The organism is Salicibibacter halophilus, assembly GCF_006740705.1.
Lineage (GTDB): Bacteria > Bacillota > Bacilli > Bacillales > Marinococcaceae > Salicibibacter > Salicibibacter halophilus.
Genome location: NZ_CP035485.1, coordinates 1,179,760 through 1,197,173 on the forward strand (window position 1 = coordinate 1,179,760; position 17,414 = coordinate 1,197,173).

Genomic DNA, 17,414 nt, shown 5'->3' on the forward strand with positions numbered 1-17,414 from the left:
CTCCCCCTGTCTTTATGTTTATTGAACCGTAGATCGATATGCTTCCATCAACACGTTCACGACTTCACGCCTGCTGAATTCTTTCGGCGGCGCTTCCCCATTTCCCAGCATCTCCCTTACTTTTGTGCCGGATAACATGACGTGATGGTCCGAATCATGGGGGCACGTTTTGGCTGTTGCCATTGCTTCACAGGCATTGCAATAAAAACTATGTTCAAAAAACAGCGGTGAAATGCCAAGCTCCTCGACGGAAAACTGTTTTAATAATGTCTGCGCTTCGTACGTACCGTAATAATCGCCCACGCCGGCATGGTCTCTGCCAACGATAAAGTGGGTGCAGCCGTAATTTTTGCGCACGAGCGCGTGAAAAATGGCTTCCCGAGGACCCGCGTAACGCATGGCAGCCGGAAATACGGAGAGCTGCACCCGATCCTCCGGATAATATCCCGATAACAGCACTTTATAACTTTTCATGCGCACATCGGCGGGGATATCCCCTTTTTTCGTCGCGCCGACAAGCGGGTGCAACAACAGACCATCTACCGTTTCCAATGCCGTTTTTTGAATGTATTCATGGGCGCGATGCACCGGGTTTCTCGTTTGGAAACCGACGACCGTTTCCCAATTTTTTTCCGCAAAAGCTTCCCGGGTTTCTTGAGGCGCCAATGCTTCCGCTTCAAAAAGTCCATGTTCTATGGGACGGGCAAGTGTAATTTCGCCTCCCACATATACGTCCTGCCGCTCGAAAAGCTTTGCAACACCCGGATGGGCTTCGTCGTCCGTTTTAAAGACTTGCGTCGCTTCCTGTTCTTTATCGGGCCGGTAAATGTCGGAAACCGTTATCCACCCGTACGCGACGCTGTCTTTTTCCAAAAGGGCCTGCACACCAATGGTTAATTCCGTAGCCAAAGCTTCCGATACCGGCAACGAGATCGGCAAGCTCCACACCAAACCATTGTCCAGTTTCATGGAAGAGACAACACTTTCGTAGTCCCGCTTATCCAGAAAACCGGTCAAAGGCGAATAGGCGCCGTTTGCAATTAATTCCAGATCAGCCAGCGCCATTTCATCCAATGGGATTTGTACGTTCGTCTCCGGAAGGTCAGCTCCATACTGCCGTCTGTCGATCAATGAACCCCCATGGGGAATGCTCGTTGTCATGGTTCATCCTCCTCGGTATGTTTTTCAAATTACCAATGCAATCCGCATTCGGTTTTTTCCATTCCGCTCCATCTTCCGCTTCGTTCATCTTCGCCATCAAGTACTTTAGCCGTGCAAGGCGCACAGCCAATGCTTGGATAGTTCTCATCATGCAACGGGTTGTAAGGCAAATTCCTGTCATAAATATGGTTCCATACATCTTCCTGTGTCCAATGAATGAGCGGACAAATTTTCAAGAGTGAAAATCGATGATCTTTTCCGATAAATGGGGTATCCTTCCGAGTCGGGGACTGTTCCCGCCGCAATCCGGATATCCATGCCGTATACCGGGACAGTTCCTGTTGCAATGGTTCAAATTTACGCATTTGGCAGCATTGATCCGGGTTTCGTGCCCATAAACGATCGCCGTACTTTTCTTTTTGCTCTTCGACCGTATTTTCAGGGGTTAACGCTTTAATATTTAGGGTTGAAAAGTGATGCCGTACGTCGTCAAGCAGCGTATACGTCTCTTTGAAATGCAATCCGGTATCGAGAAAAATAACATTTGCCCCGGGATTCACTTCTTCAATCAAATCAAGAAGGACCATCCCCTCGGCACCTAGGCTGCAGGAGTATACAAGTTGATCTCCAAACGTTTCATAAGACCAAGCCAAAACATCGTCTGCGCGTTTATTTGCCAATACCTCGTCATTTAAATGCTTGATTTCCCCATCACTGAGTGTCGACAATGTCATCAATGGAAACGCCCCCTTTTGTTCTTCCCCCATGCCAAAAGTAAAAATGAACCTCAGTCATAAACAGTCCAACAGCGTTAAATCCTAACTAAATTTATCGGATTTATATGTTCTATGAGTATTTTATGCAGAAACGTCAAAAATGTCAATACACGATATAATTATTTCGCTTTTCAAAAATTTTACCTTTCACCTCCATTTCGGAGGTGAGCGCTCATCTGCATTAAAATAACGTCATTGGCCGGTAGTGAATCGGATCTAAATTGGTGACTGTAATCCCGAGTAAACGCACCCCTTTTTCTGGCATGCCGACCTCTTCCCAAATCCCCGCTGCCTGATCATAAATCTCTTCGGGACGTTCAAAGTAATGCGGGGCGCTCACTTGTCTCGTCAACGTCTCAAACGATCGGTATCTGATTTTCAGCACCACCGTTTTCCCATGTTTTTGCACGCGGTTCAATGCAGTAACCACTTCTTGAGCGATTTTCCAAAGTTCAGCGGTCACTTCACCGTCGGTCGTCAAGTTATGAAAATACGTATGTTCTTTGCCGACGGATTTTCGTTCACGCTTCATGTTCAGCGGCTTATTGTCAATTCCGCGGGCACGATGATAATAGGAAATGCCCGCTTTTCCGAATAGGGAAATCAGATCCATTTGCTCCATTTGATATAAGTCTTCTCCGGTATAAATATTAAGATCATGCATTTTTTGCGCGGTCTTCGGGCCAATGCCCGGGAACTTCTCAATCGGCAACTGCTTTAAAAAAGGGAGAGCTTCATCGGGCGGGACAACGGTCAAACCCGCCGGTTTTTTCATATCGGAGGCGATTTTTGCGATGAATTTGTTATAGGAAACGCCGGCGGAGCTTGTCAGTTTCGTTTCATTCCATATGTCTCTTTGAATTTGCTTGGCTAGAATCGTTGCGCTCGGAATTTTTTGATGATTGGTGGTTACGTCCAAATAGGCTTCATCGATCGACATAGGCTCAACCATTGGGGTATAGCGCTGCATAATTTCCCGAATGTGCAAGGAAGCCTCTTTGTACGCCCGGTAATTGCCATCTATGAAAATCCCGTGGGGACACCGTTCGTATGCTTTATACGCGCTCATGGCCGAATGTACGCCATATTTTCGCGCTTCATAATTCGCCGTTGAAACAATGCCCTTCCCGCCGGTTTTTTTCGGATGTTTGGCAATAATCACCGGCTTCCCCTTCAATGACGGATCATCCCGTTCCTCGACGGACGAAAAGAAAGCATCCATATCAATATGTATGATTTTACGGGATATATCCCGCTGCGGCTCGGGAAGTTGAAAATCATGAGACTCATCCACGGAGGTTCCCTCTTTTATCATAATATCTTATATTCATGATACCGAACGTACGATCCTGTGTCAACTATTAAAAAAACCCTAAAGCATGTGTACTTTAAGGATGGAAGAATAAGCTTTTATTTTTTATTTTTTGGGATCAACGATCCATTCTCGTATCGACTTTTTCCTTGAGATCAAACGACCGTTTATAAAGCGATTTAATATCGCTTTCGTGATGGTCGATCGTTCCTTTGATGGTTGTCACATCTTCGGAAACGTCCACTAATTGCTTATGCATCGCATCCTGCTTTTTTTCCACTGTATCAAAGCGACCATTCACTGCGATCCGAAAGGATTGGAGTTCGGATCTCACCCCAGATATTTCCTCACGAAGTTCGGATTTCATCCCGCTCATCTGCGTTTGCAGTTCACGGATCGCATCCAACAGCTGTTCGTTTGTTAGACTCATATTCCTCACCTCCTCTTCATTTTTATCATACAGAACTAATGTTCTTTTTGCAACACTAGAAATGAAAATTTAATTCGTATCAGGTTGACTTCGGCTTGGCCTTTGTCCGAACACGTGGATGGCTCGGACAGATGCACCACGATTGTTGCGGTGAGTGTCCGAACCAAAGTCGCATTCGGACACTTTTGCAAGCAAACAATGTGCATTTGTCCGCACTAAAAACAACCTGCCTCCTTATGACGGCGGTTGCGCCTCTTGTACGACGCGACGCATCATTCCCGCGTAAGGATAGCCATTATCCACATATTGTTGTGCCACTTTTTCCACATCATAAGGCACGCGCTCGATGCTCACGCGAAAACGTTCTTCGTCTGCGTCCACGATCACATAAGACGCTTTGCTTTGTCCGTCAAACGGCAAACCTACGCTGCCCAAATTGGCTAAACACTTTCCGCCGACGTAGCGCACATACGGAAGGTGAATATGGGCATACAAATATAAATCCGCATCTTCTTCCACCATCAGTTTGGTTTGTAAATGTTCGGGCGACTCATGGGGCAGTACAACATCAAACAAGCTTTCCGGCGTGGCATGAAACGTGTGCAGCTTCAGGTGTGAATTCAAGTCCCAATGAAACTGCGTCGGCAGTTGCTCCAGGTACTCCAAATCTTCCGATTCCAACTGCTCAACCGTCCATTGCCGCTCGTCGTTCATCATAGCCAATTTCGCTTCCGGCACTTCGCCTTCCCGGACGCCGCGAACCACCCATTCATCCGCGTTGCCCTTAATCACCGGGCACTCCAACGAGCGAATACGATCCAATGCTCTTTTAGGTTGCGGCCCCCGATAGCACAAATCCCCCAACACGGCAATGCTATCCACATGGTGCTTCTCTATATCTGCCAGCACCGCTTCCAAAGCAACCGCATTGCCGTGAATATCCGAAATAAACGCCATCTTCATGTAAAAAAACCCTCCCTTTTTTTATAGCATAGTAAAAAAAGAAGGGTTCGTAAAATCTTGCAGTGATTACTGCTCGTTTTTCGTCAGATTCAGGAACGTAAACATCCCTATCGCACAAGTGACGAAAATCGTCGCGCCCATTGGCACCGCCGTGCCTTCGCTAATCCCGGCGATCGGAGCGGATGCTGCGCCGATTAACAGCGGGAGCATGCCAAGCAGCGCACTTGCGCTCCCCGCCCGATGTCCTTGTTTGGCAATCGCGAGCGTAAATGATGCCGTTAAAACGACGCCCATACAGGTCATGTAAATAAAAATCGGGAGCACGATCATAAACAACGGTCCTTCAACGATCGTCATCGCGAGCAATACCGCGGCAGCACTTGTACCTGTAATAACCGCCGTGCGCAGGAGCGTTCGTTCGTGCATAACGCCGGAAAGCCTGCCGACGAGAAAGCTGCCGATAATAATCGCTGCCCCATTCATACCGAAAAGAATACTAAACGTCTGCGGAGAGACTCCATAAATCTCTTGATAGACAAAAGGTGTTCCGGACACATAAGCGAAACTCCCCCCGTGCACAAAACCAAGTGTCAGCGCGTAGCCGATAAAGGAACGATCTTTAAGCAAATCTCCGATCGTATGCACCGTCACCCCGAGCGAACTTGGCATTCTTTTTTCTTTTGGCAACGTCTCTTCCAATTTCCAAGAGACGATGACAACAATAAGCACACCTAAAAATGCAAGAAAGTAGAAAATCGTCGTCCAATCCGTAAACGGGAACCAAAGTATCCCGCCACCGGCTAGCGGCGCGAGCATCGGCGCTACCGCGTTAATTACCATCAACAGGGCAAAAAACGTCGTTAATTCCCGCCCGCTGAAAACATCGCGTACGACAGCCCGAGAGACGACGATCCCTGCCGCAGCCGTAAAACCTTGCAGAAAACGAGCGACAATGAGCGTCGTTATATTCGGCGCGAGTGCACAAAGAAGTGAGGCAACCGCAAATAATATGATGGAAATGATCAACGGTTTTTTTCTTCCTTGCGCATCACTAATCGGACCGACGAACACCTGGCCAATACCGAGGCCAATCAAACAAGCGGTCAAACTCAATTGCACAAGCGATGCCCGAGCATTCAAATCGTCCCCGATCTCCGGGAAACTCGGCAAGTACATATCAATATTCAGCGGCCCTAATGTGGCTAACATTCCCAACAAAATTGCCAATCCAATCCGTTGCATACCTGTCGGATTCTGTAACACAGCGCAAAACGCCCTTTCATAGATACATAAAATGAAAACATATCTATTTTACGCAAAGACAGCATGGATGTCCAGTGGTAATGACGGAAATCAGCTCTGAGGAGTAAATTTACTCGTAAATCTTCCCCCGTATGAGTCACCTTTACATTATAGTTAAATTTTTCCATTCTATTTCCCTATCTTTTTGACAAAAAAGACAAGCCGAATTTTCGGATGGAATTTTTTTAAAATTTTCGTTCGGTCTTTTATTGGCATCACATCCTTGCTATACTAAACCCATCAGGTAAGCCTTACCTGTATAGGTTTTTTAAGGTGCGAGATATCCTCGTCTGTTAGCAACCGTGTGCGAATGGCTTCTAACAAGTTCGAGGATATTTCTTTTTTGCTTTTTCTGATCCTTTTAAGCACGTCCAACCCTTTTTCATACAGTTGCATGAGGATATCTGTGATTTGCGTAAGCAGGTAGTGGTTCTTCATCGCTTGATAATCATGGCTATTGGCATGTTCAATATGATAGCGATGATTTTTTTGATGATTGAATCCTTGGTTTTCAATGTGCCATCGGTGACGTCCCGCACTGACCAGCGCCTTGGCATTACGCTCGTTCACCCTGATGTTGGTCAGAAATAAAAACTGTTTTTGCTTTTCCTGTTCCTCGACCGTTCCCTCTAACATGTTCACCGTTCGGGCTTGGTAGGCTAAATCATTTGCCCAAAAGACATTTTTCATCGTGGATTGTTCCAGCTTTTTTTGGGCTTGAAATTCGTCTCCTAAACTTTGAATTCGGCCTTCTTTAAACCGGAGGATATATTTCCAACGATACTGTTCACATAGATGAAAAACGCCTTCGCAGGCATAAAGGCTATCGCCTAGAATACAAATCGGTAACCGTTTGAATGTCTCTTTAAGCTTTTCTACTAATCGATAAAAAGCCTTGAGTTCGCAATCTTGTTTGGATACATCCTTCGATTCATTTTCAATGAACTCGGAGCCGATGCTCAATACCATATCGCCGACCACCAATTTGGCTTCGAGCACATGATGCATGTACACGGTTTGTTTATCTCCGGTTTCTTCGTCAGTATAAACCCGCCTCAAACAGTGGTCACAATGCTCTTCCTTAAAACTGAAAAGGCCTGTCCCATCAACGATCACACCCCAATAACCGCCTTTGATTCGGTATCTCTCCAAGCTTCTCTTCTTCAATAATTCTTGGATGATGTAGGTTCGGATATGTTCCAGTTCTTCGGGCGATACTTTCATTAAAAAGTCATTGATCGTGTCGTAGTTCGGGAGTTCGTCCAGGCTTTCCAGACGCAATACCTTTTTGATATTTTCGATACATTCGTCTCGGTTTAATCGATGGCTCATCTCCCTCATGCTTTTACAATTCGATGCATTTTTGACAATGATCATTAGAAGAAGGAGATCGGTCCCATACGTCACATAGCTTTGATGCCTGGGATCTTTCACGCGTTTTAACTTTCGATCGAGATTCCTACAGAAATGTTCCTTGATTTTTACGAACTCGAAAAAATAGTTCGTGTCCTTTTCAAGCTCCCTTTTTTCCTTCCTGGTCACCATTTCACATTCCCCCTAGAATACGCCTTATAGAAGTATTTGGTATACTTCATTATACCATTTTTGGAATATTCTAGAGCCTGAATTATTCATACTTCCAAGTGAAAGCGTGAATAAACATCAAATCCCACCATTATTCGGTTTTGTTCCCAAAAATGAGGCGTAATAATTGAAATTGTAAAGAGGTACAGTGGCAACCTTTGAAAAATGCCCTTTTTTGGACATACGTCTCCCTTGGTCTTGAAATGGCTTTTAAAAAAATGAGGAGCGATTGCATGTCACTCTAGTTTTAGTCTTTGAATGCGATTGAGCACATTCCAGAAAAAGGTTTCATAGACAAAACTTGAAGATAGTTTGAAATAAAGCGAACGCCCTGATTTTACCAATTTGCTTGCCACTTTGATGACCTTTGATCGTATGGTTTGGATTTGCATGCTTTTTTGTTCTTCCGGAAAACAAAGCGTGCGCAGCCAGTTTGTTAAATTGTACGCCAACAAGCTGAACATCATCCTTGCTTCGTTGGCCTGAAACGAATGGCTGCTCATTCGATCCAAGTCAAAACCATTTTTGGCTTCCTTAATATAATTCTCCATCGTTCCACGTTTTTGGTAAGAACGGACGACTTCCTTTGGAGAGAAGGCATCGAATAGGTTTGTGGCAAAGAATGCATGCGTGAAAAACAATTCGCCGGCTGGTCGTACGGATTGAATGATAACTTTTCTGGGTTTGGCCCATGATTTGGCTTGGTATTCGGTTTCCTCATAATAGCATTCGGTTTGCGTGACGTCAGATGGCGGCGTTGCCGGATGGAGCTCATCGGCAATTCGTTGCAGGTTTGGGTTGGATTTCAAACGAATCACATAAAAGACAGATTCGTCTTCACATAACTTGTACAGCCCTGGAACCGCAAAGCCACTGTCCCCGCGCAGAAACGGGATCGTTTCCGGAAACATTTCATTGTAATGGGTGATCAGGGGCTTCACAAAATCCACAACCCCATTTGATGTATAGACGTTGCCTGGTCGGAGTTGAGCCTTCATAAAATCACCGGTCAGGCCATCGAAAGCGACCATCGGGTGAAAGCCGACGGTTCCGTAATGAGCATTGAAGGCTGTTGCTTCCTGTTCACCGTATGTATCGGCATGTGTGGAGTCCAAATCAAAGATAAGATTCTTTGAGCCCCTCACTTGGTGGACTTTATCTAACAACGCCTGATTGGCCTGATTGAGTTGTTCGATAGCTTCTTCACTAAATCGCGGAAAAAAGCGAGATAAAGTGGGTTGAGAGGCTAACGCATCCGTTTCAATAATGTGCTTAAACACAGGATCATTTGTTAATTTATCCGCCGCATCATCTTCAGCATAGCCGGCAATCATCTGGTAAATCTTTTGTCGAAGCATTTGCTCATTCGAATGCTTATGGTACAGTCTTTCGTCTTTCAGATGCAGATGTTTATCCAAGGTGCTAAAAAAACCAAGTTTTTCATCGAACTCTCGAAATAAGATCTCTCCTGTATCCGAGGAAAGAGCATCTCCATCATTCGACAATTTCATCTTGCGATTGAAATCCAGCGTTACTTGCGGTAAAGTAGCCATTAGAAGAATCCTTTCTGTGGTTATTTTGGGATAATTTAACTCTAACAGAAAAGGATTCTTTTTTCATTTATTAGATGAATATTCATTTCAGCTGTATGCCCTATTATCAGGGGGTTAATCATTCATTTGCGATTTTCTGTGAATATATCAGGTAGAGGTATATTTGATAGAATTTAGCACGAAAAATATTTACTCCTCAAAGCTGGACGGAAATATGATAATGGATATCTTTCCTCAGGCGCGTTGATTTACCTTAAAATACCTTCACATAGGTGGCCTATATGTTCGGTTACGTATCAATCCAAGGCATCTTGTGCAAATGTTATCTATCGGAAGTTTCTAATGATAGAAATACCTTTCGGTATGAAACGAGAAACCAATGCTTAGTTTCAGATGAGTCCTCTAGAACAAGACCTGCGGACTCAAAGTGTTGCACAGAAGCCAAATCAATCCTCAGGCTCGGGTTTTGGGGAATCATAATGGTAGCTGAACGCCTAATTTGTCCACAAATAACAAAGCACGTTATGTTTAACATCCTTTTCATCTTTAATAGGGCTTCACGAAGCGTTATATTTGTGTAAGCTATTTTATCGGATAAATTTGGATAATCAACGCGCCTGATCTTTCCTAATCATGGTATGATGAAAGAAAATATTTTCATACGGGGGGAGTATTCTTACATATGAAGCGACGATTATCCTATTGTCTTATGTACAGTCTTTTTTTATTGTTATTCGCTTGCGGTAGTGACGAGAATGAAGCACCAGTTTCCGGTGAGTCAGAGGAAAAAGAGGAAACGTCTGCCGAAGAAGCTGCACCCGAAGTGGAACTCGACCAAGAAGCGATTTTGCAAGCAGGACCCGGCTTCCTCACCGAGGAATATTTATCACAGGAATACGAGATGGACGATTATGATGAGGTGGAAGAGAGGATAATGGAAGATTTTGAACCGTACGCGACAGAACACGCAGAAGCTTCAAGCCCGGAGGAATGGTTGGCGGTGATGGTACATGCCCTCGGCGCTGATCATCAAGAGGTATTTGAACCGATCGAGGCTTTCGATGTAACCTATGATGAGTTCACGCTGCCGGATGGCCGCTCACTACAAGAATTAGAAGATGAAGAAATTGAAGAGGAAATGGAAAAAGACGTCAATGTAGCCATTCTTGTCGACGCAAGCGGCAGCATGAATGAAGAGGTCGACGGAGGAGTGAAAATGGACCTGGCAAAAGACGCCGTTCAATCATTTGTCGGTAATTTGCCCGAAGAAACGAACGTAATGCTCCAGGCTTACGGGCATGAAGGTGATAACACGAACGATGGAAAAGAAGAATCGTGTGCTTCGATTGAAAATGTTTATCCATTATCCCCTTTGGATGAAGATGACTTCGATGAAGCATTGGAAAGCTTTGACGCTACTGGCTGGACACCCTTGGCCGCTGCGATCACACAAGCAGGTGACGACTTACAAGAGGAAACCAATGAAAACGACGATCATTTTATTTACGTCATCAGCGACGGGATTGAAACATGCGATGGAGACCCGATTGACGCGGCAGAAAATCTGGAAAATACAGGCATTGATTTTAATGTTCATATTCTCGGATTCGACATCCCCGATGATGAACATGATCAACTGGAAGACATTGCCGGCGTCACCGACGGCGAATATTCCTCCGTCTACACAGAGCAAGAGTTGGATGAAACCGTGAACGAAACGTGGACTGACGCGATCGGCACATCCCAATGGTTATTGTGGGCAGCCGGAAACATCACAGACTCGAACTTTGAATCTGTTGATTTCCATGCGGAGTTGAGAGATTTACGGAGCGATGCCACCCAATTGCGAAGACAGGAAAACAGCCGCATGCAGACAGCAACGAGCCTGCTCGCAGAAGCAGAATTGATCAATGACGAAGAAAGAGACGAACTAGAAACCCTCGTGGATGAACGCCATGAATACATCAACGAGTTTGTGGATGACTCCTATGACGACACCCATCAAGAAATTATTGACGAGCGGGAGCGTGTTCAGGACATTATCAGAGACATCCGTGACGAATATTCAGATTGGGATCCCAGATTTCGCGAGGGCAACATCCAGGTAATTTCTTTTGGTTGGTATGGACATGCCGTTCAGGGAATGAATGCCTTTGAATAATATGCACAAGACAAATGTTGAGCCATTCCCTCGTCATTCGACATCAAACGAGCAAAGGAATGCCCGAGCTATGATTACTGGCTATTGATTTCGACAGCTTTTGAGCTAAACGGTGTCGTATAAACGCTCCGATCCATCCCTAACAAACTGAGGATGCGGTCCAATTGCGGCTCATGATTATCCGGAAACAACCGTCGGAGTTGACCGTCGATCTCCATGTGAATAATATCGACGGTATCCAGCAGTTCTAAGACAGCTTCGCCCGTCGGGCGAATGCTTCGACGGCCACCGCCCCCCATCAAATTCAGGGGCTCGTCATCTGTTTCCATGCTTGTGCGAATGAGGTATTCGAACAGGGAATAAATCATCATACTCATCATCATCACATAAGCAAAAGCTTCGACACGGCGGGGTTTTTCCAAGAAAAGCCGTCGGACAAAAAACGGATCCTTGAGAAACCGGAAGCGATTTTCCACGGTTTGTTGGCCTTTATAGCCTTTCAATAGGTCCACGTCGGAGGCCGTGTCGTTGCCCGCATTGGTGACCAGGATAAAGATGGACGCTTCTTTGCGAAGCTGTTCGAGGGTCTCTTCCGACGGGGATTGCAGCTCTAATTGGGCACGATAGACGGTGACCGGCGGAGGCGGCGGTTCCCCTTTTTTGGGACGCCCGCGTTTCTCGCGTTTGCCGGGCACCTCTTCACGGACCACGGTGCCTTCAAACGTATGATACCCTTTGTGATGGTGCTTGAGAAAGTCGGCAAGCGCAGCTTCGGCATCGGCCTCACAAGCAAAGTCCCGGCTTTCCAGCTCTTTTTGCTCTTTGCGACAGCTTTGCTTTTCATTTTTGAGTTGGTTGTCGATCTTCTTTTTCTTCCGACCATCCATTTGATCGGATTGAACAACCAGAAACCGGTAGGGGTTTCCGTGCAGTTTCTCTTTGGCGGGATAGGTGTGATAAGAAGCCGCCCCTTTGCGGTTGACAAAGTGGCCAATATCTTCCCATTCATTTTCATCGTCCTTCAAGGCTTTTTCTTTCAGTGTTTTGGCCACTTTAAAATTTTCCGGCAACCGGGATAAAAACTGAAAATCTGGCTGATCCCCTTTGCCTTGGACCATTTTTAAATTGTCTTCGGTGACCAGTGCGCTGTCCGCGATAAAAATCGCTTGGGCCAACTGATCCGGCTCGTACCATTGTCTCAGAGCTTTCATGACTTTCGCGTTCCATGTTTTATCATCCTGATTGCCGTTTAAGACGTCGGCATAGACGGGGATGCCCTCCGGTGATGTCGTCAACCCGAATTTAATCTGCGGAGCATCCGGGCGATGATCTTTGGTGTGGCCATGGACGATTTTTAATAACGCCTCATCATCGGGGTCGTTTTTGGGTGCACCTGTATATACAAAGGACGTGGTATCAGCGTGCAGCCCTTCCCACGTAAGGTTGACGCAGGATTGCACCCCTTGAATGCTGTGCATACAAATCTCTTCAAGCCCGGCGTTATAAAGGGCATCTAAGGCCCGTCCCAGCGCATCATCATTGAAATCACTCGCAGTGACGCCTGGGCCGAACAGCAATTCAACATCTTGGTTTTCATAGAATGCTTCGACCTTGAAGAGGGGCTTACGATCAGACAATTGGTTGATGATCAAAGCGGCGATCCGTGTGCCCACGGACACTTGGCAATCTTCCTTTTTGACGGGAGAAAGTCTATCGATACGTTCGACCAATCCAGCTTCTTCAATCAATTGGCGAATCACGGGAGTGGAGCCGAGACGCACCGTTTGAAAGCCCGATATACCTTCCATGGATTCAGTCACAGGAATCACCTCAAAATCTGGCTTCCTTCTACACTTTGATACAAGAAGGCCAAATTCCTGCAAAAATTAAATTTGACGCTTAAACGGGCGCGAAATATGGGTGGGATGGTTTTTAACGTCATTAAACCTGGCAAGGGCTTGACGTGTTTCGGTCGCCATAAGCCGTGCATGGCGACCGAAAACCAGAATCAATCCACTGTTATCTCATCATGCTTCCATTTCATTCTCGCGAAGCTTATGCAAATACTCGGGAGCATCCATCGGGTCCGTTACGATGAGTTCAATCAAACTCATCCCATCATATTGTTCAGCCCGGCGTATCGCTTCGTCCAATTCTCCGTTCGTCCGCACTTCAGTCTTAAACAGATCTCCCGTGCCCGCAAAACCTTCAGCCAATGTCATATGGTCCCATCTCGGAATATCGTTATAATCAGCGAAGGGATGTTCAATATTTAAATACCTTTCAATCGTATATCCCTGGTTATTCAAAATGAAAATAATCGGTTTGCAGCCGTTTTCGATGAGTGTACTAAGCTCTTGCACGGAAAATTGCAAAGCCCCTTCTCCGATGAACAGCAAAACCCGGCGATTGTCTGCCGCGATCGCTGCCCCTAACGCTGCCGGGGTGGCATAGCCGATGCTCTGCCATGCGCCATGGGAAATAAATAGTGCGCCGCTTGGCAAACGCACCTGGCTCATCCCGTAAGAAAGGGTGCCGGTATCAATGATCATGACATCATCTTGTTTGAGCATGTGTTGAAAGCGAGGATAATAGGTGGCTGCCGACAGGCGTTCCTCCGGCTCACCGACCACGTCATCATAAATCGAAGGAAACGTTTCTACTTTCCCATTCTCGCGATAATCCAATGCTTGCAACGCTTTCAACCCATCCACCGCGTCAATCTTTTCATACTCCCTTTCGGCAACGGCGACAGAACGAGGATGAACGGCAATCAACTTTTCAGGCGCTATATTAGCGGTATATTTTGCCGTATTAAAGTCTGTCCATAACAATCCGACCGCGATGATACAATCAGCCTCTTCTACTTTTACACGGACTTCCTGGTTGCCGAAAGCCCCTGCGTACATCCCGATATACTGCGGATGCTCTTCATCGAAACCGCTTTTTCCCTGCAGCATTTGCGCCACCGGCACATTCATTTTTTCTGCAAGGGTTTGGACGTGATGCTCCAAATCATAACGTAAAGTATTAAAATCAACGAGGAGAACGGTATGCTTCGCCTGATCCAGCAGCTCCTTTGCCTGCGCCAAGGCAGCGTGTAACGAAGCTTCTTCCGTAACCTCTGCGGACTCCTCCTCTTCGCCCCGCCAAATAACAGGCTGCAACACCTGATCCATCGGAAAATCAAGATAGACGGGTTTCTTTTTTTCCTTAGCGATACGAATTGCTTTCGGGATCTTGAAACCGGCGTTTTCCGCGGTTATCTTTACCGCGTACCCGGTCATATGTTCATGAATGCGACGAAACACTTCAAAATCCCCGTCCATCAAGCTATGATGGATCTTCCGCTTTTCTTTTTGGTCGTTCGAATCCGGGGAACCAACAATATGTATGAGCGGAATATTTTCACTATATGCGCCCGCGATCGCGTTACTGGCACTCAGCTCGCCAACGCCGAAAGTCGTAATCAGTGCGGCCATCCCCTTCACATGCGCATAACCATCCGCCGCATAGCCGGCATTCAGCTCATTGCGGTTATCGATGAAACGAAGGCCCTCATAAGCCTCAAGCGTATCCAGTAAAGGAAAATTGAAATCCCCCGGCACGCCAAAGATTTCGGTCATGCCCTCTCGCTGCAAACATTGATATAAAAATTCTCCGACGGTCGCTGTCATCGTTGCCAGGCCCTCCTTTTATAGCGATCTTTAATCTTTATACATCCAGCAAAAAAATCGTCTGTATGGCCATAGCTTACCCTAAAAAAAAGCCCCTTATCAGGAGCTGTCTAAAAATGTTTTTGCACCAGTAATTCCGCGGTTCTCACGGCAAGTGCTTGCGTCGTTAAAGTCGGATTGGGGCCGCCGATCGAATTGTAATGAACACTATTATCAGCGATATAAAGACGATTAACCTGATAAGCCTCGCACGAGGAATCAACGACAAACCCCATCCGCATCGTGCTTTCAAGATGAATGTAAACGTTCGGGTTTAAATCGGCGCGGTGAACTTCCTTCGCGCCAGCACTTCGTAAAATATCTGTCGCGGTCTTTGCCAACTGCAACCGTTTCTTTTCATCCTCTTTACTAGGAACATAGTGAACGAACGGCACCGGTCCATGCTCATCCGTCATATGCGAATCCAATTCCACCCGGTTTCGATACTGGACGTCATCAGCGGTGACGATTAAGAGCGTCAAAGTTCTTCGATAATCCTCCATGGCCTCTTTGAGGTCGGAACCTACGAGCCTGCCTGTTTGATCCCAGATCTCTGATTCCAAATGCTGATCGTAGCCTGCCTGGCTGGCGCCAAAGAGTTGTTGTGCGGCGAGCCCTGGGCTTTCCCCCAAGTTTTCGATCATCCCCAGCCCCGGATAATCGAGCCTTGCTCCCGATGTATGGCCGACGAACGGGTCCACCGTAGGGGTTCCCAATATTTCTTTCAATGTCTCCTCATCAAACGTCCCGGTCACCGTGTCCATAAAATGGTTCGTCAACCCTCTGCCAACCCATGGGTTATGGGGCAATTTTGAGTTTAGCCAAAGGCGCGGGCTTTCGATCACCCCCGCGGCCATGACCACCGCTTTGGCACGGATTTCTTCAACCTCTCCGGTCCACGTGTCGCGAATTTGTGCCCCGGTGGCCATTGACTCCCCATTCGCGTCCAACTCGGTTAAAACCTTTGTTACGAATACATTCGGCCGAAAAGTCACCTTTCCGGTTTTCATAGCCAGCGGCACATAGCTGACGTTGGTGGAACGTTTTGCCATCCGTTCATAAGAAGGCCCATACGGACAGCCCTGCCCGCAATGCCCGCTCAACGTACACCCTTCCATATGGCTGATTTCTTCCATTGAATAATCCGGGTCCATCAAACGCTCATTTGGCGGTAAGATCGCGTTCGGCTGCGGCCGGTAACCGGGACTTGTGGCATCCAACGTTTGATTAAGGGAAAACCCCGCTTTTTCTGCGCCATGGTAAAACAACGCTTCTTTCGAGGTCGTTGGCGCAAATTCAACCGGCAATGTTTCTTCCACTTTTTCATAATAGGGAATCAATTCGTCGTAACTGATCGGCCATTCCTCGATTGCATGCGGAAACGCACGTAGCGAGTTCGCATAATAATGAAGCGTCGTTCCCCCTATCCCTGCGTTTTGCCACATTAATGATTGATCAGGGATGTTTCGATACCAAGGACTTCGCCTACGATCAGCCGGCCCCCAGCGAAATTTTCCGGTCACGAGATCATTCATATCATTTTCCCGTCTTGTTATCTGTCGGCGAAAGAGCGAGCCGTCCAAATCATCAGTGTCAGCGCTCTCTTGCGCCCGTCCGCGATTTTGATTCGGCTCCGGCCATTTTTTATTCCCGTACCACGGGCCGGCTTCAAGAACGAGTACGCGAATGCCCATCTCCCCCAACTCTTTTGCAATGACCGCACCGCCAGCGCCTGCTCCAATGACAATCACTTCTGGATGTTTTGTCATGCTTCCCCCTCATTCCTTGGCATTTTTAGCAAAAATCCACGAAAATCACGATAGCCCAAAGACACCCCTGGGTAACCAACTTGCTCCCAACCGACCGGAAAAAATTCAAGTTTTCGCTCATCCGGCGGTAGGCGCCGTGTCGATCCATATGCCGACCATTCTGAATAATAGCCAAATAAGGAAAAACGGTTCAGCGCATCGACGACGTGTTTCACCATTCCCCCATCATTTCGATATGGAGACGGCAGTACATACAAATCGACTTTCAATTCCTCGAGCGCCGCTAACGTTCGAACCCGATCCTCCCTGGAAAGACGTGCAAATGCCACGTCACCGGAAAGTGCCTCTTTTATTTTCCCGACGTTTACAAGCTGTGTCGCCGCGATATTTAACAGGCGCGCGGTCGGATAAGCGAGCGGAATGGAGATGGTATAAAGTTGCTGCTGAATCGTAATGTATTGCTCCAGTCCGTCGATCACATATTCATGCACGTTCAGATCCGAAGTTAAAGACGTGGAGGGGACCAAAGCATCGGTAAGCGCCTGAAACGTGGACGTCACATACGATTGAACATTGCTGGTATCCAAAATGATGCTTCACCTCTTTCTTAAGCCATCGTTACTATATTTATCTGAAAGCTATTGTTTTTATGTTCCTTTCGTGCAAAGAGGTGAAGAAATGCAGGAG

General features: G+C 46.6%; 13 protein-coding genes. 1 reads left to right on the plus strand and 12 read right to left on the minus strand.

Going from position 1 to position 17,414, the window contains the following annotated elements:
• Window positions 1-18: 18 nt before the first annotated feature.
• From sat to EPH95_RS05800, 8 genes are all read right to left on the minus strand, one after another.
• Window positions 19-1,161, minus strand: coding sequence for a sulfate adenylyltransferase (gene sat / locus EPH95_RS05765; protein ID WP_142088109.1), 1,143 nt, complete (start codon window positions 1,159-1,161; stop codon window positions 19-21).
• 29 nt (window positions 1,162-1,190) lie between these two features.
• A complete protein-coding gene (locus EPH95_RS05770; protein ID WP_142091506.1) occupies window positions 1,191-1,895 on the minus strand; it encodes a phosphoadenylyl-sulfate reductase in 705 nt (234 codons plus the stop codon).
• A gap of 223 nt (window positions 1,896-2,118) precedes the next feature.
• Entirely contained in the window at window positions 2,119-3,231 is a 1,113-nt protein-coding gene (gene dinB / locus EPH95_RS05775; protein WP_227004065.1) for a DNA polymerase IV, read from the minus strand.
• Window positions 3,232-3,367: 136 nt separating this feature from the next.
• Entirely contained in the window at window positions 3,368-3,679 is a 312-nt protein-coding gene (locus EPH95_RS05780) for a hypothetical protein (RefSeq protein ID WP_142088113.1), read from the minus strand.
• A 234-nt stretch (window positions 3,680-3,913) separates the two neighbouring features.
• Window positions 3,914-4,642 (minus strand): metallophosphoesterase family protein, encoded by a 729-nt coding sequence (locus EPH95_RS05785; RefSeq protein WP_142088115.1) that lies wholly within the window; start codon window positions 4,640-4,642, stop codon window positions 3,914-3,916.
• Window positions 4,643-4,708: 66 nt separating this feature from the next.
• A complete protein-coding gene (locus tag EPH95_RS05790; RefSeq protein ID WP_142088118.1) occupies window positions 4,709-5,905 on the minus strand; it encodes a Bcr/CflA family efflux MFS transporter in 1,197 nt (398 codons plus the stop codon).
• A 279-nt stretch (window positions 5,906-6,184) separates the two neighbouring features.
• Window positions 6,185-7,489 (minus strand): transposase family protein, encoded by a 1,305-nt coding sequence (locus tag EPH95_RS05795; protein ID WP_142088120.1) that lies wholly within the window; start codon window positions 7,487-7,489, stop codon window positions 6,185-6,187.
• A 275-nt stretch (window positions 7,490-7,764) separates the two neighbouring features.
• Window positions 7,765-9,081 carry an IS1380 family transposase gene (locus EPH95_RS05800; RefSeq protein ID WP_142088122.1) on the minus strand — a complete coding sequence of 439 codons (1,317 nt, stop codon included), beginning with the start codon at window positions 9,079-9,081 and terminating at the stop codon, window positions 7,765-7,767.
• A gap of 682 nt (window positions 9,082-9,763) precedes the next feature.
• On the opposite strand from EPH95_RS05800, the gene EPH95_RS05805 reads away from it, so the two are divergent.
• Window positions 9,764-11,242, plus strand: coding sequence for a VWA domain-containing protein (locus EPH95_RS05805; protein ID WP_142088124.1), 1,479 nt, complete (start codon window positions 9,764-9,766; stop codon window positions 11,240-11,242).
• A gap of 74 nt (window positions 11,243-11,316) precedes the next feature.
• On the opposite strand, the gene EPH95_RS05810 is transcribed toward EPH95_RS05805, so the two are convergent.
• The 4 genes from EPH95_RS05810 to EPH95_RS05825 all read right to left on the minus strand — a co-directional run bounded on the left by EPH95_RS05810 (window position 11,317) and on the right by EPH95_RS05825 (window position 17,314).
• Window positions 11,317-13,062, minus strand: a complete 1,746-nt coding sequence (locus tag EPH95_RS05810; RefSeq protein WP_142087587.1) for an IS1634 family transposase — start codon at window positions 13,060-13,062, stop codon at window positions 11,317-11,319.
• A 207-nt stretch (window positions 13,063-13,269) separates the two neighbouring features.
• Window positions 13,270-14,919, minus strand: a complete 1,650-nt coding sequence (locus EPH95_RS05815) for an alpha-keto acid decarboxylase family protein (protein WP_142088126.1) — start codon at window positions 14,917-14,919, stop codon at window positions 13,270-13,272.
• Window positions 14,920-15,029: 110 nt separating this feature from the next.
• The gene (locus EPH95_RS05820; RefSeq protein ID WP_142088128.1) at window positions 15,030-16,727 is read right to left on the minus strand and encodes a GMC family oxidoreductase N-terminal domain-containing protein; all 1,698 of its coding nucleotides are present in this window, start codon (window positions 16,725-16,727) and stop codon (window positions 15,030-15,032) included.
• On the minus strand, window positions 16,724-17,314 hold the full coding sequence (locus tag EPH95_RS05825) for a gluconate 2-dehydrogenase subunit 3 family protein (protein ID WP_142088131.1): 591 nt from the start codon (window positions 17,312-17,314) through the stop codon (window positions 16,724-16,726). Before EPH95_RS05825 ends, EPH95_RS05820 begins: the two co-directional genes overlap by 4 nt.
• Between the last annotated feature and the right edge of the window lie 100 nt (window positions 17,315-17,414).

Excerpts from the sequence above, each read along its gene's own strand:
- sat (WP_142088109.1), bottom strand. The coding sequence starts at position 1,161 with ATGACAACGAGCATTCCCCATGGGGGTTCATTGATCGACAGACGGCAG.
- EPH95_RS05770 (WP_142091506.1), bottom strand. The coding sequence starts at position 1,895 with ATGACATTGTCGACACTCAGTGATGGGGAAATCAAGCATTTAAATGAC.
- EPH95_RS05780 (WP_142088113.1), bottom strand. The coding sequence starts at position 3,679 with ATGAGTCTAACAAACGAACAGCTGTTGGATGCGATCCGTGAACTGCAA.
- EPH95_RS05785 (WP_142088115.1), bottom strand. The coding sequence starts at position 4,642 with ATGAAGATGGCGTTTATTTCGGATATTCACGGCAATGCGGTTGCTTTG.
- EPH95_RS05795 (WP_142088120.1), bottom strand. The coding sequence starts at position 7,489 with ATGGTGACCAGGAAGGAAAAAAGGGAGCTTGAAAAGGACACGAACTAT.
- EPH95_RS05800 (WP_142088122.1), bottom strand. The coding sequence starts at position 9,081 with ATGGCTACTTTACCGCAAGTAACGCTGGATTTCAATCGCAAGATGAAA.
- EPH95_RS05805 (WP_142088124.1), top strand. The coding sequence starts at position 9,764 with ATGAAGCGACGATTATCCTATTGTCTTATGTACAGTCTTTTTTTATTG.
- EPH95_RS05815 (WP_142088126.1), bottom strand. The coding sequence starts at position 14,919 with ATGACAGCGACCGTCGGAGAATTTTTATATCAATGTTTGCAGCGAGAG.
- EPH95_RS05820 (WP_142088128.1), bottom strand. The coding sequence starts at position 16,727 with ATGACAAAACATCCAGAAGTGATTGTCATTGGAGCAGGCGCTGGCGGT.